The following is a 20,774-nucleotide window of genomic DNA, read 5'->3' on the forward strand; positions in this document are numbered from 1 at the left end:
ATATATTGATTAATGTTTAAAAGCACAGTAGCTATATGCATTCTATATGATAATTGATTTCCATGCATGTCCCTCTGTAGATTTATCCTTAATTAGGGATAGACTTTCATCAATAGGGGTTACGAGAGTTGTTTTACAGCCAATAGACGCATTGCCATTATTCCATTTGTTACCTAATGATTTCTTCAGGAAATTATCAAGTGAGGACCCACATTCAGCATTGCTCTGGAGTAAGTTTATCCTTAGGTTAACGAGTATGTGGTCGCCGAGAATGTACGATAATGTGAAGCTCTGGTACGAGGCGATGCATCATGATGGCTTTTTCGTACCATTCGCTAGTATTAATCCATCCCTCGGCATTAAGTATGTTTATGAAAAACTCAATGAGTTGGCAGGTCTCAACGTTAGGGGCATTGTCGTATCACCCACGCTTCAACTATTTGATCCAATAAATACGAGGTCTTTCAGGGCAATACTTGAATATGTTGAGAAAAACAACATGCTTCTTATAATGCACCTGGATCCCTGCCCATATAATGTAGATATATGCTTCAAGGATCTCATGCCCGACATTCTCAACGAGCTGCTTGAGAGATACAGCATCAACCTAGTCTTATCTGCCTTGGGTATTTCTGAGGGCATGGCATATCCATGGCTCGAGAGAATAGCCAAGATAATGAAGAGGTATGACAGGGTTTACATAGAGTCCACAGGCATTTCATGCATATTATTTAGTACATTAATGGGTAAGAGCTTCGTAAGGTCAGTGGGTGCTGATAGGATAATTTATGGCGGTGGTTACCCATACCTAAGGCTTAGGCAGGTAGTTAAGAACTTAAACTGTATTGAGTCATCGGGATTGCCTAAACGTGATTTAGAGTCAATATTCCACGACAATGCCGTTTACTTATTAAGAAATGTGGATATTGATGTTGAGAATGAGGAAATAGAAAATAAAGTTAATTGAATTTAACTTAAGTGTTCCTATTTTATGGTGGTATCACACCGAGTGGTGGTGGTATTCCCAGTGATACTACGGCACCAAGTATTAGGAATAATGCGCCATCGATAATCGCCAGGAGACCTGAGGTCCAATGTAACCTGGCGCTCGCCCTATAGCCTGCTATTGCCGCGGTTAATACCTGAAGCGCCAGGAAGAATAGTGCCAACGCCAATAGTATTTGCCCAGTTAGACCTGCTAGGGCAGCGACAAATAGGAAGTATATCCCTGAGTAAAGCAATACGTGATTCATAGCAAATAGGTTGCTCTTACCAATAGTTGCAGCTATACCAATCATCCAGAGAAGCGCATCAAATACCGCAGTGGCCGCTGCGGCAAGGGCATTACCTGCGAGTACGTCAAATAAGGTACCTATCAATAGCATGATTCCGCCGCTTATAAATACGATGCCCAAGTCCCTGGGCTCATTCTTCTTCCCAATGTTCATGTTGACACCACCAACCGTTATTAACATGGCGCCACCAACTATATACACAAGGTCTGTTGCAGCCAGAGCCATTTCGGATATGCCACTCATACAAGGTAATGAATAAGTTAGTACTTATATTAGAGTGTATGTTTTACTTCTTATATTTATATTATTTATATAATCAAAAAGATATATATCATATGAAGTACGTGAGGTAATGACTCATAATAAAAATAAAATGCTATGTGAAGCATTGAGATTCGAATGAAGAGATCCATCATTGTAATTATCATAATGTTGGCTAGGGTAATATATAGTGCGTATTGGTTTTACCTGGCTCCAGCATTACCAATAATTAGTATTGAGTTTAAAGTCAATAAGGCATTACTTGGCTTAGTCCCATTCGCATTCATTGTTGGTGCCGCATCATTTCAAATACCGGCAGGCATTATAGCAAGCCGCCTGGGTAATGCTAAGACCGCCGGTCTTGGTTTATTCGCCATGGCAATTACGGGTTTATTAATACCCTTTAGCACCAACTTTTATGAGGTATTGATCCTTAGGTTAATCGCAGGTATCGGTGCTGCACTATTTTTCTCAACTGGTGCCGCAATACTATCGACCGCATATCCTGAGAGGGTTGGCACATTACTCGGTATTTATAACGCAGCCTTCGGCCTTGGCTCAGGGATAGGCTTAGCGTGGGGTATTACATACGCATTTCTTGGGTGGAGATTATCAACACTATTGCTCAGTGCTGTTGGTGTTCCATTAGCATTAACTGTATTCTTTGTTCAGAGTGGTTACATACATAGTCCGCGCATTAGGTTTAGCCGTGATGCGGTAATAATTGGCATAGCAACAAGTGGCTTCTGGGGCACGTACATAACGGCTGGTAATTTGTTACCTACGTACGCCGTTGGCAGGGGCTTGCCCCTTTACGTATCTTCGCTGTTGACGTCGATAATGCTCTTCTCGAGCATATTTGGAGGGCTTTCTGGGCGGATAATTGATGCCATTAAGAATAGGGTCCTATTAATAGTGGTGTTGACCATAGTGGGTACAGTACCGCTGATCACCATACCCACACTAAATGTGGCAGCCATAGTAATTGCCGGAGGTTTAATGGGCTTCACGAATGAGTTAGCATTAACTGCGGCATACGCGTTAGTTGCTAGACATGAGAATCCAACCCTCTCTCTAGCAACATTAAATGCCCTAAATATGATCATTGGTATGTGGCTTAGCATTCTGTTTACTGAGACAATGGTCATTTCGTACTCATTACCCTGGATATTAATGATACTAATATCCCTAGCACTCCTACCACTGCTCAAGCTAGTCAGCGTTACTTAATAATTTTGTAATTATGGACCCTAAACCCAAGGAGCCCCCCTCGAACCAACAATGCCCTTATCACTAAATATGCCGTAATTATTGCAAGGGTTACGAAGTATGGTATCAACTCGGCAATCTTTACGCCAAGCATGGACTCCGTAGCCGTAAATATCGTTATTAAAGCCGCCACCACAGACACAGCCTTATCCAGCCCCCTCATGGTGTCGACACCGTAAAGCACGGCCTTTATCTTCATGGTGGCAGCCCTAAGCAAGGCGAAATTTGCCGATAAGTGGACTATCAGGTTTGCAAGCATTGATAGGAAACCAAGGAGTAAGAAGGCATTGAATGGTCCGAGTAAGTAAGTTGTAATTAATGCGATTATGTCAAGGGCCAGTGCGCTGATCAGCACTGAAATGACCGGGTTACCCCTACTATTAACCAGTGATAATGCGTTTGGTAGTTGCTTATCATCAGCCATTGCGTATAAAGTCCTTGATGCCGCGAGTACGTAAGCCAGAGCACCAAGTATACCATCATTAATCATCGCAAAGATTACTATTGGATCAAGTAGCACACCGAGGAAGTGATGCAGTACTATTACGACGGGTGATAAGCCCTTACCTGTGGCTTCATTTAGGAACCGAATGAACTCATGAATATTCATGTACGATAAGCCAGCCACCGCTGTTGAGTAAACAGCCAATGCTGCTAAAGCACCACCAGTAATTATGACAGTCTCCACAGCTCGACTAACTGTTTCTCTAGCTCTCCTAACCTCACCGCTTAATGGTGCTATTGTGCCATAGCCCGTGGGAATAGCTATTGCATAAACCACAGCTACCATAAACGTTGATAGTGATATTGAACCCATGTAAGTGAATGGGTTGAAGAGGATTCCATGAGGGATCAGGAGTAATACTACGGATATCAGTATTAGGGTTGCCATCTCAAGCGAGCCTGCAAAAATGGCGTACTTTGCCGAGACCCTAATGCCTAAATACGCCAGTACGGTCATTACTGCCAAGGATATGGGCAAATTAATTTGCCAAGGGATCCCTAAAATCCATTGGGCAAGGTATGATGCGCCAACCACGTAGGCAGCGCCATAGGGAATTGCATAAAATAGGTAATTCCAACCAATGAAGAATCCCGTTGACTTACCGCCAAGGTATTTCGTAGCATATTTGTAATAACCACCAGCCTCAGTAACCCTCTTACTAAGTCGCGCAACTACGAAGCCGTTGATGAACGCTATGATTGACCCAATAATTATCGCTACAGGACCCGCCAGACCGGCTATGGCAAGGACTGCCGAGGCGTAAGTTAAGTCACTAAGGAATGGTGATTGCCCACCTAGGCTTGCGAAGAATACGTCCCAGAATCCCAATACCCTACGCAGACCTACTTCACTTGCGCTGTTACGTAAATTATTATTTACGTGATTGTTCATATTTATGACTTTATGATATCATAGAAACATAGTCTTTAAAAAACTAACTGCCTTTTACTAAAACATTTTGTTGTATATGACGATAAACAAGTTGCATATTAATGATTACTTTTAAAAATTTTCTATGTAGAATAATTAGAAATTGAAGGACAAACCTCAATCAATAATCTTCTTAATACCGACTGGGAATCACCAAGCCCTCTAACATAGTGATAAAACGCATTATTGCAATTAATGCCATTGTTTCTACTGGTAATTACGTGAATTTCAACTCCTAATTCACAGGGATTAGGTATTAGTTTCTTGAAGTACCTCATATATGTTTTCGTCAATCTAATTATCACGTAATCCCACCTACCACTTACCAATTGGTTCAGGTCAGGATTACCATAAACCATCCATTTATCCAATACGGACTCATCGGCACTGCCCAGGTAAGCATCGTAGGGTATTATCCACCTATCACCACTTATTACACCATACCTAGCCGAAAGCACAAAAACATCAGTGCATTCCCTGAAATGCCTAAGCACCCTAAACTCAGGTCCATCATACATGTCCAGGGCAGGTCTCATTAAATCACTCAATAATCTCCTATATTCATTCTCATGCTCAATATCAAAACTAGGCACTCTACCGAGTCTCTTCATAACCTGCTCAGCATTAACTGACTTCCTCCTGCTGCAATTAATAATGACGGCAACTCTCCTACCCATTATAAGTACTTCTCACAGACACATACTTAAACAGTAAACCCCTTCTGTCAAGTAACCTATAGCCGGCTCCAAGCTTAAGCAGTTCAATGACGGAGTGAGGCTCCTTAACCAAGGAACTACCGATGACGTCAATTCCCAATCCATGCAGTATTGGGGGATAGGCGGCAGCCGTGGGCCCGCTCAATACGGTGATCGCCCCATCCTTCCTCATGGTTAGTAATTGATCAATTGTGTTATTTACCATGGCGGAGCCCGTTATAACGAGTATATCGCAATTCGGTATTATGAGCGGCGCATCAACATCGGGGTAGCTATCATGCCTCAGGTCGCTCCTTCTCTCCAGCTGATAAACACTGCACTTACCCCTTAGCGCCTCTGCAACCGGTGTAATACTGCCGACAAAACAAGCCGTGCATGGGGGTTTAACGAACCTCAGAATTTCACTCTTTAAATCGCCCTGAGAAAGCCTGAGTCCCTCACGCATAACCAGGTAATGGGATATGGCGTTAATCAACGCAATCCCTAGGGCCCTGACTAATGAATCTAAGTTAACGACAAGTTCAGGAAGTTCCTCAACCTTAGGGACTACGCCAACTTCGCCGGCCCTTAAATCCTCAGTTGGCGTATAGGCAATGCCAAGGAACTCCCCAAGCCTTGTGCCTATAAGCACGTAGGTATAGTTGAGACAGTTACACTTATCGAGGACCTCAATGCGGTCATTACCGAGAAGCTTCAGAACCTTCTCAGCAACCTGCCTACTAAAAAATCTCCGCATATTACTTCCCAATTAACTTCATGAATCTGAGGGCATCATCAAGCATGTGCACGTTATTAAACATCACGTATATGGTAGACGACTCAACACCATCAATAATAGCCTTAAGTCTCCCAAGGTCGTTATCGGTGTACTTATATGAATAGTTAACCTCGCCCTTACCAATCCCATGAAGCCTGAAGTAGGTTACATCACGAGGAACGAGAACCTCATGCCTAAAGGGATCAACAACATGCACAATACCTGTTTCCTCAAAGACCCGTCTCAATAAATCGACATTATTATAACTAATACCCCTTGGTTCCCAACCTATCCTATCACTACCACCTATTGTGCGGAAGAACTCAATGACATCCCTAACACTATCCTCAGTAATTTCCATGGAAGGTGGCGTCTGAAAGACATAAAACACCGGGTTAAGGGGCTTAGTTACGTTGACGAATTCATCCCAAAGCTCGAAATTCTCCCTCGTGGGCTTAAGCAAGCCATAATTACCTGAGTCACCCGTTAACCTAGCCCTCCTTATCTTACGCCAAGTCGGCGAATCACTAGTGTGCGTTAACCCCTGAAATACCTTGACTGTAAACTGAAAATCAGCAGGGGCCTCCCTCTTAAGGTTACTCATCCTTTCCTGAGTTGGTAAATCATAAAACGTCTCCTGTAACTCCACAACCTTAAATAACGAGTAATACTTAGACCGTGATGTGGGAAATCCGCAGGTACCCACAAAGACATCCTTCATTGATTAACTATCCTAATGCAGAGTCTATTATGCTTTGCCCTGATACCTTTCGACAATATAGGAGTTAACTCACCCTCATTAATTTCTTATATTTGCGTCATAATACGAGATTGAAATTCCTAACTCAGATATTACTCACGCATTAAGAATAACCAAAGTTATAGGTTAATGCCCTAGTAAGTCTCTTTCATTTAGAAGTTTTATTCAATTCTACTTAACCAATCACCCTATAAAATGCCATATAATCGCCCAAAAGGTTGGAGAAAGTCTGTAAATGTGAAAAGGTAAATTAGTAACCTACATGCATTTCGTAAAACTTAATCATCTCTGAATCATTATTCCCGCGAATATGGGTTATGTCAGGGTTGGGGATATCGTGGGTGGTGTGGGTGGGTTGGGGGTTAGCTTCTTAGTTGATACTGGTGCCTTCTGCGCGGTAATAGGCCCAAGCCTCGCTGAGGACCTGGGTGTGAAGCCCGTGGTGAACGTAAGGCTTAGCGGCTGATGGTCACGAAGTCGTTGCTAGCCTATCCCTGGCTTACATGCGCCTTCTTAACAGGGATAGCGTATCCCCAGTAATTATCATGGAGCCACCAGAGCCCTTACTCGGCGTTGCCACCCCGAGGGCCTTGGCCTCAAGGCCAACCCAACTACCAACCAATTAGAGCATTCAAGACAGTATGGACTAGCAATAATCTAGGTATGGGTTGCGCTGAGTGGGTAATCACAATGACTGCCGTAGTTATTGGTGCGGCGTCGTTGAAGCATGTATTACGGAGTTGACCCATGATTAACCCTTCCATGTCGTTGATATACCTCCCAACCTTATCGACCCTTCACGTGTAAAGATTAGACATTTATTTATAAAATTACCGCATGAAGGTAAGTAATTGTCTCACTCTTCGTGCAATAATGGCCGTAAACTATTACCCAAGAAGATACTATCGCATTAAGGCGCTAAATCATTATAATACCTACGGCACATCACGTGGCTCTAATCTCTCTACGTCTGTTTTATCGAAGTCCTTATCGAATGATACCAACTTAAGTCTCATCTTCTTAGCGTAATAATAATGAAGTCCGTCATCGAAGTCTAGGCCAACCTTGGGCGCAAGTTCCGCGGCCATAATCTCCTCATCAATTGGTGAATCAATTATTACAAGTCCACGCCATGTACTTACCTCAGATAGAAACTTACTCACTAGGTCTGGCTTGCCTAGGATGGCAGATATGGCATGTATTGTGAAGTGAAGGACATAGGCCCTAATGTCGCCTTTCTTAACCCTGTTAAGGAACTCATAACACTCAGCCCACCTACCCCTCCTATAAAGCACCTCTAAGAATATATTCGCATCAACCAGGTACATGGGCCCTCCTCCTTAATGCATCAACTAAGTCCTCACCACCCCACTGGTAATCCGATTGAAGTCCAAGGCCAACTATGGAATCAATGCCGCCACCACCCCCCTCATATAACGCAAGCTCCTTAATTATTAAGTCAGCAATGGCCCTTGATAATGAACCCCTCCTAAGCCCATATTTCTCAGCTACGTATTTACGAAACCTTTCGGCTAAATCCCTAGGTAACTCAACCTTAATAACCTCAACATCCCTCCCACCCTTACCCATCAACTAAACACCAAGGAACATAAGTACAAAAGCACTTAAGAACCTTTTTAATTAATAGCGTGCCAAGATCCAAAATAATTACTAACATTGAGAATTGAGAGATATCACCATTAAAACCAGGTTAGTAACCTTAAAGTGACGAACCGTGCAGGGAATTACAATACGCCATTAATGAGTGTTAATATTTACGTGGGACAATGCCAATAATTATCGCGCTTAACGAAGCTCATGCAGATAAATTAATCCCCCTCAACAATGTAGTTAAGTATAACTTCCTGACCGCACTCGCATATATTAACGGATTTAAGCCTTAACCTAGGTCCCTCTATTGTTGTTGGGTATCCCTCGCCCTCTATGAATGATGTACCTGCTCCGAATACGTATGGCGATATCGTAAGCCTAATCTCGTCCACGAGCCCCTCCTTAATTAATTCCCAATTAAGGTGCCCACCACCCTCCACAAGGACCCTCTTAACGTTCTTCTCCATGAACAACCTCTCAAGGACGTCTTTAAGGTTAATGCGTTCCTTACCCATTACCCATACCTCAACGCTCATGTTCATTAATTGAGCGATTTTATTACGATCTGCTTGTTCCGTGGTGACTATTATTGTTGGTGCCTCCTTATTCGTGACCACCTTAGCCGTTAGTGGTATTCTCAATTTCCCATCAATAACAACCCTTATGGGGTTTCTAATCGCCTTAACATACCTAGGCGTTAATGATGGGTCATCATTAATTACGGTATTAGCCCCAACCATTATCGCATCAACACTCGCCCTAACTTCGTGAAGCCTCCTGAGGTCGAAGGGGCAGGAAAGCCTCGAGTAACCGGTCTTACTGGCTATCCTACCGTCAATCGACGCCGCCGAGACTATAATGACGTAGGGCTTAGGCATTAGCTGGCTTCATCATTGAGAATAATTTTAACATTGCCAGCTTATACTCATCGGTAATGGGTATGGCAATGAGGTAACCGGTATAGAGACCATACAAAACCAGGGAACCCCTTGGCGCCAGGAGTACGGCGGGTATCGCGAGTAGGTCCTCCTCACCATCAACCTGTATGAGCACATGAATGCCATTAACCGCATCCCTCATTGCATCCCTCACGGCATTAATCACCTCAATACTCAGTGTGGCGGGTTTATTAACTATGTTAATGACCCTGTCAAAACCGACGGTCTCAACACCACCCATGCCAATAGTCCTCCTGGTCTTCAGGTCCATGAAGGCTAGGTCGGGAACCCTCCAATACCTGATTGTGTTCATCGTAACAACATCACCAACTGTTATAAGGAAGGAGTTCCCATACTCACTCCTTACCCTAATGATCGAATCAGGCGCCTCCTTACTAATCGCTATACCAAGTGGCCAAGCCATCATGGACCTAGCCCACTTGCTAACGAGTACATACACAGCAATGGCTTATTAACAAGCCATTAATAAGGAGTATCGCGTGCTCGCATACATTGATTACCCTGAATGGCGGCGCCTAATCGAGGACTACACGACACTAGACAATTTACTAATGAAGAACATGAAGCAAGCCCTCTCACTAATTGTGATGGTTGGCGGCGGTTATGATGAGTCAATCAATAGCGTATTCCTGAGGGTTTGGAATGGTTTGACGGGCAATGAGGGCTTCATCGAGGATGTTTACGCATTAGCTATTCAGTATAGGAGGGGGTTGATTAAGGAGGTGGATTTGGCGGGGGCGTTAATCGACTTGCTTAGTAAGAGGAGTTTTTCCCTGGTTGACCTCATAATGATGAATAACTACCTCAAGCTTATTAATGACATTAACGTCCTGGACCTTGGCCTCGCCATATTCTATGAGAATCCCGAATCCATACTAGCTGGCGTTAGAGAACCCGCCGACCTAGTCCCAAATAAGCTGGTCAGTAGGGAGCTCACGATTGACCTGGAGGCTAGGTGCATGGTTGTTAAGAGGACGTTCTCCGTCCACTTGTCCAGGCAGTATGAGTCTAATGTATACGTGGTTGATTGGTCCAATCCAGGTCTGATACCCTATAGTAAGTTTGTGATGCCTAGAGTTGAGGGCGTCGAGGTTTCAGACCCGGTATTCTCGGCCATCGCCAGGTTTGGTGTTAAGGCTGTAAGTAGGGTTATTGGTAAGGACTTCATACTCACCTTACCAAAGCCCATGGATGTTAAGACGGACACTAATTACTGCGTTAGTAATGTCTTTGTCTCCTTACCACAGAGCATGGGACTTAGCGACTATCTCTCCCTGGTTAGTAAGTTGATGGGTATGGGACTTAACGTGCATAAATCACCATTTACCCGCGTCGATGAGCTTATTGAGCACTGCCTATCGAGTCGTGAGCAGGAGGTGAAGTGAAAGTTTTGCCTAACTCTGTTACTCGCTATACACATGACTCTGGAAGTAATTTATTAATCGCAGAGAGAGTAATTAAGTGATGAGCAGATTCAGAAAACTTTCACTGACGAGGGTTAAGGGCTTAGTCATTGCAGTAGCCGTAATAAACGGTGAAAGGCACATTCTAATGAACAATGAGGCATATGAAGTGGTTAAGGAGGTGAATAGATTACTCGGGCTTAGAAGATGCTCAGTATGTGGTCGTTGGGTTAGGCCCGAGGATCTTGGTTACGTGGAAATAATGGGTAATAAAGTTACTAAGGCCGTGTGTCAGGAGTGCCTTGGGAGGGTTTATTCGGATATTGCTGAATTAATGGGTCAATGCCTCACTAAATAATAAAATTCCTCCCTTTTTATAATCAAGGCCTATAAAATGCCGTTGGCATCGGAGGCTTGGCTTGATAGGTTTGTTGGGATGAATTACTACGTAACGGACTGCGAGGGCATTGGTGGGAGGATTAAGGAGAGGCTTGAGGACTTCATAGTTGAGGAGGTGCTTATTGATGGGCAAGTAGTGCCTACCGGCATCACTGGTAAGCCCTTGCCTAAGATCGTTAGTAAGCCAGGCCCCTGGGTCTGGATGATAATTGAGAAGAGGGGTATTGATGCAATAACGTTGTCGTTGGTAATAAGTAGGAAGCTTGGTGTTAATTATCGTGACGTTAGCTTTGGTGGTCTTAAGGATGCGATAGCCGTTACATCGCAGGTGGTCTCTGTACGTGGAGTCTCAATCAATGAGGTACCCAATGACTTCGGTAGGGACATCAAGGTGCTTAATGCGGTGAGTATGGATAGGGCATTCACGACGAGCGATATTTGGGGTAATGAATTCACAATAAAGGTTAGGAACATTGACGTTTCCAGGAAGGATAGCATTAATTGCGTAATTAATCAATTGATGGAGAGGGGTTTACCCACGTACTACGGGTATCAAAGATTTGGCTTAAAGAGACCGAATTCTCACATTATAGGTAAGCACATTATCTTTGGTGAGTTTGAGGAGGCTGTAAATGAATTGCTGACCCATGCATATCCAATGGAACCTCCGAGGATAAGAGAAGTTAGGGAGTTCATTGCAAGAACTGGTGATTACTCGAAGGCCCTTGAATTAATGCCCAGGAGCTACAGGTATTACCCTGAAAGGGCCGTACTTAAACAATTAGCCAGCAATCCTAGGGATTTCGTAAACGCCCTAAGGAAGTTACCCCATGAATTATTAAACCTCTACGTTGAATCCTACCAATCATACCTATTTAACCTAGCCCTAAGCGAGCGAATTGGTAGGGGCTTACCAATAAATAAGGCGTTACCTGGTGATGCCGTTGCTCTGCTTGATGAGCATGGTCTACCAACTAAGCACGTGATTTATGTGAATGAGTCCATGGTTGATAAGGTTAATGAATTAATAATGAGGGGTCGGGCAGTCCCCGTCGGTCACCTAGTGGGTTATAACACTAAGCTTCCACCTGGTCTCCAAAGCGACATAGAGCTTGATGTGCTGAGGAGGGAGGGTGTAGACCTGTCAATGTTTATGGTTAAGTCAATACCGAAATTATCAATTAGAGGTGGTTATAGGCCATTATTTACCAAGCCTATCATCATCAGTACCAACTTAGCTAATGATGGGTTAAACATAGTCTTTAGACTACCCCGTGGTAATTATGCTACAGTATTTCTTAGGGAATTAATGAAAAGTAAGCATCCCGAAATCGATTTCACGTGATTCCGGTCATATTTGTGACTGAGAAATGATATTAAAGGCAAAGTAATGACGTAACTGGATGCAACCAATACTGCTGGGAATACTTGGGCTTGAGTACCAGGGATTTATGGAGTGCGAGACGAACTTCCTACTGTCACTAATGAACTCGATAGAGAGGGGCGTCACGGAGAATAAGAAGCCGCAGTACCCCGATAGGTCATGGTGGTCCGTGTTAATGATGGAGCCGGTGAAGGAGGTGCCAAACATAGACCCAATGCAGGCACCGCTCATTAAGTTGACTAGGGCATCGCTAATAAACATACCAATTACTGACCCAACATACGGCAAGTACAGCATTAGGATGGATCAGGAAGTAGATCCAGCAACGGAGATAAACAATGTAATAAGCTTAATAATAGCCGAGGCCCAAACAAAGCCTGTAATAGCCTCAATCAATGCGCTTGACAGATTCTTACACTTAAAACCACAGATGAAGTGCGAAATATATAATCAGCTCGATAAGGCGTTGAGGAGTCTAATCCTGAGAAGTAATATAACGCACATAATACTGTTCTCACCCTACGGAAACCCACAGGGACCCGAGGAGGGTAATCACTCGGATTACGGTGTCTACATAGCCACAGTAACAAGGCCCAGGCACGAGGATACCGTAAAGATCCACGAAATAGGTTACCTATTTAACCAGGCCGTTGAGGATGTAATGACCGGTCAGGGCCTTTGAGTCCCTTAACCAATGATATATACGCGATATCAAAGCCAAAACTTAGTAATAAAGAGACGGGTCACGAAAAGCTTAAAACTCATGCAGTGCATCAATTACGTAGCCCCGGTAGCTCAGCCCGGTCGGAGCGCCCTGGGGCGGCAGCCCCGTGCAAGCCTCGTAAGCGGGAGGTCCCGGGTTCGAATCCCGGCCGGGGCTCCAATGACGTATGCTCCTGGTCATTGTTTTAGTTTTCCATACAGGTTCACGGTTTATTCATCCTCATTTTTCAGAGTGGGTTATTAGGCCATTGCTTAGCTAGTGCGTGGTCTCGTTTAAGATGTAAGATAGTGACAGGAAGTGTTAATGTGGTAAGTTCCTACGAAATATAGGGATATATCTACCATATGTAGGGTCGTGAATTATCCTTAATGTGAGATTCATAAGTAGTCTGAAGACTCTGTACGAACTAATCATATATTCTGTAATGGATTGGTAATGCCAATAAGGAATTCACGAGAATGTATAGGAAACGTCAGGATCATGAGGATAAGAACTATTAGTAAGGTCTTTTTGAAGAAGTAACGGTTGGTTAGTGGTTTAGTTTTGGCAGCTTTGGATGCCTAGGTAATAGTTGGTCTCGTTTATTATGATGCCCATTGGGTATAATTCCTGGGCGTTCGAGGCTTGTTGTGTGCCTGAGAATGTGACGTAGAACGGGCCGGTGTATGTAATAACTACGGTTATTAACAGTGCGAATTGATTATTGTAATATAAGTGTGGTGGGTGTTCGCGGCATAAATTACCAAGCCAATAATGACGAAGGCGCTAAACAGAATGGCGAGGAGTAGGTGGGCATTGATCTTTTAATGTATGGGCATAAAGGCACCGCATTGCGTATTAAATTTCAAGATATATTTCTGGCTTTTCACGGTCATTTCATGGGTGCTTCCTTAAATATGTCTGTTTCCTAAATTCAATTTTGATGAGGTCACTAGTATTCCTCGTCGCTGGAATCGCCCTATTGGTCATTATGGGTGTCTCCATTCTGCATGCTCAGGGCATTAGTTCCTCCGCTGGCGTTAATGGGAATGTTAGTGCAACAGGCCTTGTCACTTCTTACTATGTTCATTTAATTATTGCTGAGCGTTGGGTTGAGGCGTTGAATGCAAGTGGTATTAATTCAACGGCAGTTGTTGAGTTGATTAATGAGGCTAAGTACTACGCTAATACGGGTAATTACCTGGAGGCTATCGTCACGTTAAACAATGCCGTTAACCTAGCCGCCCAGTTAATGAGTGCGCGCACTAATTCAACGCAGACTGTTATTAATAATTACGTTTCACTAACATCAGCCGTAAATAGTACTGTAATTAATAATTTGTTGAGTAACGAAACGATCGCCAACTTCACATTAAGGGCTTTATCAGCGTTGAGCAGGAGTAGTAATGCCTCATACTTAGTGAAAATGGGTGTGGCAATACTTAGTAGTGAGGAGAGGTATTTATATCCGTACGTACCGCCTAATGCCCTCCTGGGCTTAAATACGGCGATTAATGTACTAAACATGGCATATAATGAGTTAATGAGTGCTGGGCTTAACTCAACAATTAAACAACTGAGCATCATTAAGACTGAGATAATAACAATTTCATTATTGACACCTCCAAGCGTAAGGGCCCGCATGATACCGCAGGTGGTGATGCCTTATGTCGTATTATTAAGTGAGAATGTTTCGGGGACCCTCAATCAATTATCGATATTGCTAAATACGACGATGCCCATGCCACAGCAACTTACTCAGTGCGTGGGTGAGGTTAATGAGACATTAGTACCGTTGATAAATGGGTCATTAAGTGAGCCTGAGGTGTACGCTAGGGCTAATGAGTTCGTTAATAATTACGTAACCTGTCTAGGGCAGGTTAGGATTCTTATCAATGAGGCAAATGCTACGCGAGTAGTAATTACGAGGTTTATCAACATAACCAGGGTATTAAATGGTTTTGGTTTGTCGAATTTAACACCGTACATACTCAACCAATACCTACAGTGCAGGTCTGAATTGATTAACGCCTTCAATAATGGTAATACTACGTTGATAGGACAGGTACTAAGTCAGTGTGAATCGAGGGTCCAGGGCTATGAGGGAGAGGCTTACTACGCGGTTTGGGTCATGAATTTAACCAGGAATTATTTAACGTATGTGAACTCCACTATTTGGGGCTTAGCGAGGCAGCATGGAATTAGTGGTGCAACGCCCATGTTATGCTACGTGAGACTTAACAGTGATATAATGGGTAATATAACCTCAATACTCAGGGCGATGCTTAACGGGACGATAACACCGATGGAGGCTCAAGCCTTAATAAATGAGTACTTAAAAAATGTCATTAACTCAACACCGTCATTGGCCGCCGGTTGTCTTGGAATAACCACGGCACCGCATATTTACGTGCCAATGGGTAATTGGGCAACGGCGGGGCCTAGCGTAAGTGGTGAGTTGTCGATGGGCTATAATGGAAATGCTGAATTGATAATAAATATAACGAACCCAACCCAAGAAAGCCTATACATAAGTGGGTTCAGCATTGGGAGATTAACATGTACATTCTCGAATAACATTGAGGTAAATGCCGATTCCCAGGGAACCCTTAAATTGGGGCTCTCCATCAGTGATGGCGTAATTACTGGAACGTCAAGCCTAAGTGGGTTGGGCGGTGTTGAGGTTTCGCAGGGAACGACGGTAAGTTGTACTGGGCGTTCAGTGATTATGTACATGCCTGCACTGAGTGGTAGGCTTTATCTGAGTAATGGTTTATGGATACCATTCTTCATAATGATTAATGGCGGAACCAATACAATGATTAATTATGGTTGGTAATTAAGCAGGGGTTCTTAAACGCTCAGTCCCCATTAATATGACCGGCTTGTTACTATCGACATTAAATAACCTGGCTATTAATGGGCATTTAGCCCTGAATAGGAATAATACGTTATTTAACCCCGGCCTTTTCTCCATAAAGGTTTCCAGGTTATCAAGTCCCTTCGAAATTACTAAGTCGTAATTCATCAACTCCCTAACCACATCATCATACCAGAAGGCTGAGTAATTACCAGGTAATGCCCTAGCTTCAAAATTCCTGGCAAGGTTAATGATATAGTCATACGTAACATCAACCTCGTAAGGCCTACTCCTTGCATATACCACGACCTTAATACCCATTGAAACGAGCTTCCTAATAAGCAATAGGTCAAACTGAAACTCACCGGCATTATCAACCAGGTAGGCAATACTCCCTACATGATTAAGCCTATTTCTTAGACTGGCAGGATCAGTGTCTAGCCAAGCTGGTTCCTCAAGTATATTCCTAACGAAATCCTTAACACTAAAATTATAACCCCTCATTGGCACATCAACGGAGTTTGCCGAGGCAGCGAGCTTCACGTAATCAATAACATCATCACCAAGTCTCAACCCACTAATTAACTCACCAGCAACTCTCTCAAGCATTAATTTCTCATCAGTATGCGGGTCATTATTACTAAGCATATTACTAAGCATTCTTGTCATGCTATTAAACGACTCAATAAACACCGTTGCCCTACCCAGTGGTGCTAAGTTCATCACAGTCCTACCCAAATCTATGAACGACGTAGCATCGTTAATTCCAAGTTTCTTTAACTCGCTGAACCTGGACTCAAGAACGCAGAGCAAGCAATCACTGGCGCTTACGTACCATGAGCTACGCATTACAGTCACCTCATAACCCTAACCCTCCTCCTCATCATTATTAGACCACCCTCATTGAATCTCTCCTCAAGCCACGGGTCACCATTATCATGGTAACCAAGGGACTCCCAGTAACCGGGCTCGTTACTATCCATGATTACTAACTCACTAAGGTACTTGGCGCTTTTCCAGCCATAGCGTGACGGTACAACAAGTCTCAGCGGAAAGCCATGTTCCCTAGGCAGTATTTTCCCATTCATTGCATAGGCAATTATCGTTGTTTCCTCAAGCAAAGCACTCAATGGTAAATTCGTAGTGTAACCATCGATACCAACAGCCATTACGTAATCGCCCTTAGGCCTAGCCATATCTACTAAGTACTTCGTTGGTACACCCCTCCACTCCACATTTAACACGCTCCAACCAGTGACGCAGTGGAAATCAGTGACCAGGTCTACGCAGGGTGCTTTCGTGATTAGGTCTATATACGGTATCTCAACTCTATTCTCAACGAGCCCCATCACCCTCAATCTATAGCTAAATACATCAACATCTTCGGGAGGATCATAGACATCGTATATCACGAAGCGAGGGATAACCCTTTGGTTTGGTGGTAATTCACGCCTATAAACTAATTTACTGCATTCCCTACTTAACGCGATCTTAAGGATATCATTAATCGCATTACTCACGGATTGATTGAAATAAACGCTATTAATAAGTCCTAGGTTTAGTTTTCATCGAAAATAACGTTTCATGTAGTTAATGGAAATATTTAAATATTTTTAAACTATGATTAGGATATGATGTTTTCTAAGAACCCGGTAGATATCATTAAGGATAGAAAATTTTCACAGGGTGAGATTGCCGATTCACTTAGGCTCGCTATTATGGCTGAGCTTGATGCCATAAACCTATACCTACAATTATCCAGGCTCATTGATGATGAGCGAGTTAGGAGGGTATTTGAGGATATAGCTAAGGAGGAAAAGACACACTTTGGCGAGTTTCTCACGTTACTTAAATCCTACGACCCTGAGCAGGTTGAGCAACTAAAGGCCGGTTCAGCAGAGGTCGGCGAGCTAACGGGTATTAAATTGCCGGCAAATGACCCTAATAATGGTCAGAGGAAGTCGGGCTCAACTAGTAATGCCAATGATCCTCCACCTGACGTGGTTTCATCATCGAACCTAAGTCCCGAGGAACTTAGATACATACAGGATAGGATTAGGGAGGTTGCCAATGGTGTGAGGAGGTTTAGGAAGTACTTAACCGTTTATGAGGCTGGTCCTGGGCTTGATGCCGTGCCGCTTGACGAAGTCGTAATTGGTCCTCCAATTACTGCGACTAGGTCCGTGATACCACTTAAGGAGTTAAGTGTGAAGTTCTCAATTTTGCAAAGGCAGGTGGAGTACGCTAGGGCAAGGGGTGAGAGGGTTTACTCGGTAACCGCTGATCAAGCGGCTATTAAGCTTGGTTATGAGGAGGACTCAGCAATACTTAGCGATATTTTAAGTAATCCTAGGGTTAGGTCAATGAGTATTTCATCGTGGGACATGCCCGGTTCAGCAGTTAATGAAGTATCAAGCGCTGTTAATGCATTATATGGTAATTACATACCTGAGCCGTACGTATTATTCGTAAGTCCTGGTAGGTATACAAAGCTCTTAATGGTTGTTGAGAGGACGGGCGTCATGGAGTTAACGAGGGTTAAATCCCTGGTTAAGGATGTGGTGATTATTCCTCAATTAAAGGATGACACTGCATTATTACTATCTGCTCATCAATCAATCATCGATATAGCCGTGGGTGTTGACACGGCATTGGTATATTTAGGCCCTGAGGATAGGGCGCATGGTTTTGTATTGTGGGAGACGTTGACTGTGAGAATTAAGGATCCCAGGGGTGTGATCATTCTTAGGCAGGGATAATTGAATGTATAGTTAGGGTTAAATACTCATCACATGCTTCGTCTTCCGTGGGTTTCGTAAACCTATTAATAAACATATTTAATTATATTGGGATAGTGGCATTCGCAGCCTCAGGCGCCTTTAAGGCGTATGAGAAAAACCTGGACATATTGGGTGGTATCGTCCTCGGCTCCTCAGTAGCCCTTGCCGGAGGCATAATTAGGGACATCCTCATTGGCGTACTTCCACCAACAAACATCGTTTACCTGCCCTACCCAATAATAGCAATAATGGCGTCATTAATAGCCTACATATTCTACCCACTCATCGCCAAATACAAGAATGCTCTCATGTACGCAGACGCCATTGGTCTCGGCACATTCTCAGCCGTAGGCGCCGAGATTGCTACTGAGCATGGTCTTAACATACTTGGTGTGATATTGATGGCTGCCGTGACCGCGGCAGGCGGTGGCGTAGTTAGGGATGTGCTGGCCGGCGAGATCCCCACAATATTTAGGCGTGACATCTATGCGACGGTGGCTGTGCTTGGCGGCATAATATACCTCGTATTCAAGTCATTATTAGGTAGTGAGACTGCGGTGCTTGCCACGGCTATTATCATAGTGATTACTAGATTCATAATAATAATGAGGGGTCTCGATAAGGCTTACGTGACGATACGCCTATCGCCATATAGATTAGCAGAAGATGCGAGAGATACAAGGCATGGTGTTAATCCTCATTCACATTAATGCCCAACTCACGGGCTATATTCACCAACCTGCTGATTCGGCTCCACGATTTATCCCTAACCACCACGGCATTACCCATGAATTCCGTATTAAGGCCTAGCTTATTAATTGATTGCCTTAATAATTCATAGGTCTCTAAATCCATTGCTACTACGTAATTACCCTCTGGATCTTTTCGTCGACCCACGTTTAGTCCCTTCACCCTCGCCACCGGCACTCACCTCCTCGATGCCGAGCGTCTTCTCAACGCTCTCCAGTGAATAGCCCATGATCTTCATTAGGCGTTCAAGCAGCTTCTTCTTAAAGGCGTCGCTCGTTGCCATTAATCTGAGTAAGGGCATGTAGTATAATGACACCTCGGAACTGCTTACGTGAAGCTCGGTCCTTAGCCTATTAATTAGGGCATCCCTCATTTGCCTAATCTCCTTAGTCTTAGCCAATAACCTAATCCTCTCAGGGAATGTCAACCTAACAAACCTGGCAAGCGCAGGTTTATTGCGTACCAACGCGACGCCGGCCGTCATTAATTCAAGCATGTAAGGCATTAACTCCCACTCCTGGGTCTTCATTATTCTACCCCTGACCACGTCGGAAAGTGATAAATTATCAAGGGCCTCACTAACTGCCTCTACGGACTTCGCGTACACAGACGGTATGTTATCCAGCGCCCACGGGTAATAACTCTCCCAGTCAAAGCTTGGTAAGAACGTGACTGACCTAGCCTCCTCAAACCTCCTTGCATGAAATACCTTATCAAGTATCTTAAACATATCAAATTGATGAGCCCTCTCGGTAACCGTAACGTCATCCTTAGTCAGGACCTTCTTACCCTCTGCGGCTGCCTGTAAATCATTTATCGCAGCCCTAACATCACCACCCGATGACTCAGCAATGAGCTTTAGAGCATCTTCCTCGCATTTAATACCCTCGGCGTTGCATATCCTCCTCAGTATTGTTAATATGTCATCCTCATCAAGAGGCTTCAGTTGAATAACCTCAGCCTCATCTCTCAACTCCCTAAACTTGGGGTCCCATGGATTATTGGCGGTCATTATTATGGGCCAGGTGGATTCCCTAATCAACTCCACAATGGCTGCCAACCCACCCCTATCCTCCCTGACGTTGAGGCCATCAACCTCATCGAAGAGTATGATCCTGCCCTTAAAACCAAAGAGTGATCCCATCTTCATTGAGCCTCCCATCACCTGCCTAATTCTCTCGCCAGTCCTAACATCGCTCGCGTTTAATTCAAGGACCTCGTAACCCCTCTCATTAGCTAAGGCATACGCAAGCGTGGTCTTGCCAGTACCTGGTGGGCCGACGAGCATCACAGCCTTCTTACTTGGTTTACCCTTCTCCCAATCATTTATCCAATCAAGCAATGCCTTCTTAGCCTCCTCCTGATTAACAACCTCGGAGAGCCTCCTTGGGCGGTACTTCTCAACCCAGGGAATTCTCCTTGACAATCAAAA

At 43.9% G+C, this 20,774-nt stretch carries 24 protein-coding genes and 1 tRNA gene; 11 read left to right on the plus strand and 14 right to left on the minus strand.

The window, feature by feature from the left end; translation table 11 throughout:
• Nucleotides 1–46 precede the first annotated feature (46 nt).
• The gene (locus VDIS_RS10910; protein WP_013337310.1) at nt 47–967 is read left to right on the plus strand and encodes an amidohydrolase family protein; all 921 of its coding nucleotides are present in this window, start codon (nt 47–49) and stop codon (nt 965–967) included.
• Between the two features lie 22 nt (nt 968–989).
• On the opposite strand, the gene VDIS_RS10915 is transcribed toward VDIS_RS10910, so the two are convergent.
• The gene (locus tag VDIS_RS10915) at nt 990–1,538 is read right to left on the minus strand and encodes a hypothetical protein (protein WP_013337311.1); all 549 of its coding nucleotides are present in this window, start codon (nt 1,536–1,538) and stop codon (nt 990–992) included.
• Between the two features lie 156 nt (nt 1,539–1,694).
• Between VDIS_RS10915 and VDIS_RS10920 the strand changes: the two genes are divergently transcribed.
• Nucleotides 1,695–2,786 carry an MFS transporter gene (locus tag VDIS_RS10920; RefSeq protein ID WP_013337312.1) on the plus strand — a complete coding sequence of 364 codons (1,092 nt, stop codon included), beginning with the start codon at nt 1,695–1,697 and terminating at the stop codon, nt 2,784–2,786.
• Here the strand turns inward: VDIS_RS10920 and VDIS_RS10925 are convergent.
• The 4 genes from VDIS_RS10925 to VDIS_RS10940 all read right to left on the minus strand — a co-directional run bounded on the left by VDIS_RS10925 (nt 2,779) and on the right by VDIS_RS10940 (nt 6,454).
• A complete protein-coding gene (locus tag VDIS_RS10925) occupies nt 2,779–4,221 on the minus strand; it encodes an APC family permease (protein WP_013337313.1) in 1,443 nt (480 codons plus the stop codon). The two genes, VDIS_RS10920 and VDIS_RS10925, sit on opposite strands and share 8 nt — an antisense overlap.
• A 122-nt stretch (nt 4,222–4,343) precedes the next feature.
• Nucleotides 4,344–4,937 carry a DUF6884 domain-containing protein gene (locus VDIS_RS10930; RefSeq protein WP_013337314.1) on the minus strand — a complete coding sequence of 198 codons (594 nt, stop codon included), beginning with the start codon at nt 4,935–4,937 and terminating at the stop codon, nt 4,344–4,346.
• Nucleotides 4,930–5,712: a Rossmann-like domain-containing protein gene (locus VDIS_RS10935; protein WP_013337315.1), complete on the minus strand. Its 783-nt coding sequence runs from the start codon at nt 5,710–5,712 to the stop codon at nt 4,930–4,932. Before VDIS_RS10935 ends, VDIS_RS10930 begins: the two co-directional genes overlap by 8 nt.
• Before the next feature lies 1 nt (nt 5,713).
• A complete protein-coding gene (locus VDIS_RS10940) occupies nt 5,714–6,454 on the minus strand; it encodes a DUF72 domain-containing protein (protein WP_013337316.1) in 741 nt (246 codons plus the stop codon).
• Between the two features lie 349 nt (nt 6,455–6,803).
• Between VDIS_RS10940 and VDIS_RS12720 the strand changes: the two genes are divergently transcribed.
• Nucleotides 6,804–6,959 (plus strand): aspartyl protease family protein, encoded by a 156-nt coding sequence (locus VDIS_RS12720; protein WP_013337317.1) that lies wholly within the window; start codon nt 6,804–6,806, stop codon nt 6,957–6,959.
• 33 nt (nt 6,960–6,992) lie between these two features.
• Here VDIS_RS12720 and VDIS_RS13135 read toward each other — a convergent pair whose 3' ends face one another.
• The 5 genes from VDIS_RS13135 to VDIS_RS10960 form a co-directional block, all read right to left on the minus strand.
• Nucleotides 6,993–7,115 (minus strand): hypothetical protein, encoded by a 123-nt coding sequence (locus VDIS_RS13135; protein ID WP_281041762.1) that lies wholly within the window; start codon nt 7,113–7,115, stop codon nt 6,993–6,995.
• Between the two features lie 313 nt (nt 7,116–7,428).
• On the minus strand, nt 7,429–7,821 hold the full coding sequence (locus VDIS_RS10945; RefSeq protein WP_013337318.1) for a type II toxin-antitoxin system VapC family toxin: 393 nt from the start codon (nt 7,819–7,821) through the stop codon (nt 7,429–7,431).
• Complete coding sequence (locus VDIS_RS10950; protein ID WP_013337319.1) at nt 7,808–8,083, minus strand: hypothetical protein; 276 nt, start codon at nt 8,081–8,083, stop codon at nt 7,808–7,810. The genes VDIS_RS10945 and VDIS_RS10950 overlap by 14 nt, the downstream gene beginning before the upstream one ends.
• A 239-nt stretch (nt 8,084–8,322) precedes the next feature.
• Complete coding sequence (locus VDIS_RS10955; protein WP_013337320.1) at nt 8,323–8,982, minus strand: 2,5-diamino-6-(ribosylamino)-4(3H)-pyrimidinone 5'-phosphate reductase; 660 nt, start codon at nt 8,980–8,982, stop codon at nt 8,323–8,325.
• Complete coding sequence (locus tag VDIS_RS10960) at nt 8,975–9,502, minus strand: GTP-dependent dephospho-CoA kinase family protein (RefSeq protein WP_013337321.1); 528 nt, start codon at nt 9,500–9,502, stop codon at nt 8,975–8,977. Before VDIS_RS10960 ends, VDIS_RS10955 begins: the two co-directional genes overlap by 8 nt.
• Before the next feature lie 40 nt (nt 9,503–9,542).
• On the opposite strand from VDIS_RS10960, the gene VDIS_RS10965 reads away from it, so the two are divergent.
• The 6 genes from VDIS_RS10965 to VDIS_RS10990 all read left to right on the plus strand — a co-directional run bounded on the left by VDIS_RS10965 (nt 9,543) and on the right by VDIS_RS10990 (nt 15,791).
• A complete protein-coding gene (locus VDIS_RS10965) occupies nt 9,543–10,448 on the plus strand; it encodes a hypothetical protein (RefSeq protein WP_013337322.1) in 906 nt (301 codons plus the stop codon).
• Nucleotides 10,449–10,527: 79 nt separating this feature from the next.
• On the plus strand, nt 10,528–10,824 hold the full coding sequence (locus tag VDIS_RS10970; RefSeq protein WP_013337323.1) for a hypothetical protein: 297 nt from the start codon (nt 10,528–10,530) through the stop codon (nt 10,822–10,824).
• A 36-nt stretch (nt 10,825–10,860) separates the two neighbouring features.
• Complete coding sequence (gene truD / locus VDIS_RS10975) at nt 10,861–12,210, plus strand: tRNA pseudouridine(13) synthase TruD (protein WP_013337324.1); 1,350 nt, start codon at nt 10,861–10,863, stop codon at nt 12,208–12,210.
• 58 nt (nt 12,211–12,268) lie between these two features.
• On the plus strand, nt 12,269–12,931 hold the full coding sequence (locus VDIS_RS10980; protein WP_013337325.1) for a hypothetical protein: 663 nt from the start codon (nt 12,269–12,271) through the stop codon (nt 12,929–12,931).
• Between the two features lie 102 nt (nt 12,932–13,033).
• Nucleotides 13,034–13,132, plus strand: a tRNA-Thr gene (locus VDIS_RS10985).
• A gap of 763 nt (nt 13,133–13,895) precedes the next feature.
• Nucleotides 13,896–15,791, plus strand: coding sequence for a hypothetical protein (locus tag VDIS_RS10990; protein WP_013337326.1), 1,896 nt, complete (start codon nt 13,896–13,898; stop codon nt 15,789–15,791).
• Here the strand turns inward: VDIS_RS10990 and VDIS_RS10995 are convergent, their stop codons facing one another.
• Together VDIS_RS10995 and VDIS_RS11000 are read right to left on the minus strand one after the other, a co-directional pair.
• Nucleotides 15,792–16,661, minus strand: coding sequence for an ARMT1-like domain-containing protein (locus VDIS_RS10995; RefSeq protein ID WP_013337327.1), 870 nt, complete (start codon nt 16,659–16,661; stop codon nt 15,792–15,794).
• 5 nt (nt 16,662–16,666) lie between these two features.
• Nucleotides 16,667–17,332, minus strand: coding sequence for a sulfite oxidase-like oxidoreductase (locus VDIS_RS11000; protein WP_013337328.1), 666 nt, complete (start codon nt 17,330–17,332; stop codon nt 16,667–16,669).
• 111 nt (nt 17,333–17,443) lie between these two features.
• Here VDIS_RS11000 and VDIS_RS11005 point away from each other — a divergent pair, with 111 nt between their 5' ends.
• Both VDIS_RS11005 and VDIS_RS11010 read left to right on the plus strand, forming a co-directional pair.
• On the plus strand, nt 17,444–18,571 hold the full coding sequence (locus VDIS_RS11005; protein WP_013337329.1) for a family 1 encapsulin nanocompartment shell protein: 1,128 nt from the start codon (nt 17,444–17,446) through the stop codon (nt 18,569–18,571).
• 47 nt (nt 18,572–18,618) lie between these two features.
• On the plus strand, nt 18,619–19,302 hold the full coding sequence (locus VDIS_RS11010) for a trimeric intracellular cation channel family protein (protein WP_013337330.1): 684 nt from the start codon (nt 18,619–18,621) through the stop codon (nt 19,300–19,302).
• Here VDIS_RS11010 and VDIS_RS12725 read toward each other — a convergent pair.
• Together VDIS_RS12725 and VDIS_RS11015 are read right to left on the minus strand one after the other, a co-directional pair.
• On the minus strand, nt 19,283–19,513 hold the full coding sequence (locus tag VDIS_RS12725) for a hypothetical protein (protein WP_148678336.1): 231 nt from the start codon (nt 19,511–19,513) through the stop codon (nt 19,283–19,285). The genes VDIS_RS11010 and VDIS_RS12725 overlap by 20 nt on opposite strands.
• Nucleotides 19,461–20,768: a replication factor C large subunit gene (locus VDIS_RS11015; RefSeq protein ID WP_013337332.1), complete on the minus strand. Its 1,308-nt coding sequence runs from the start codon at nt 20,766–20,768 to the stop codon at nt 19,461–19,463. The genes VDIS_RS12725 and VDIS_RS11015 overlap by 53 nt, the downstream gene beginning before the upstream one ends.
• Nucleotides 20,769–20,774 lie beyond the last annotated feature (6 nt).

Source organism: Vulcanisaeta distributa DSM 14429, assembly GCF_000148385.1.
GTDB classification, from domain to species: domain Archaea; phylum Thermoproteota; class Thermoprotei; order Thermoproteales; family Thermocladiaceae; genus Vulcanisaeta; species Vulcanisaeta distributa.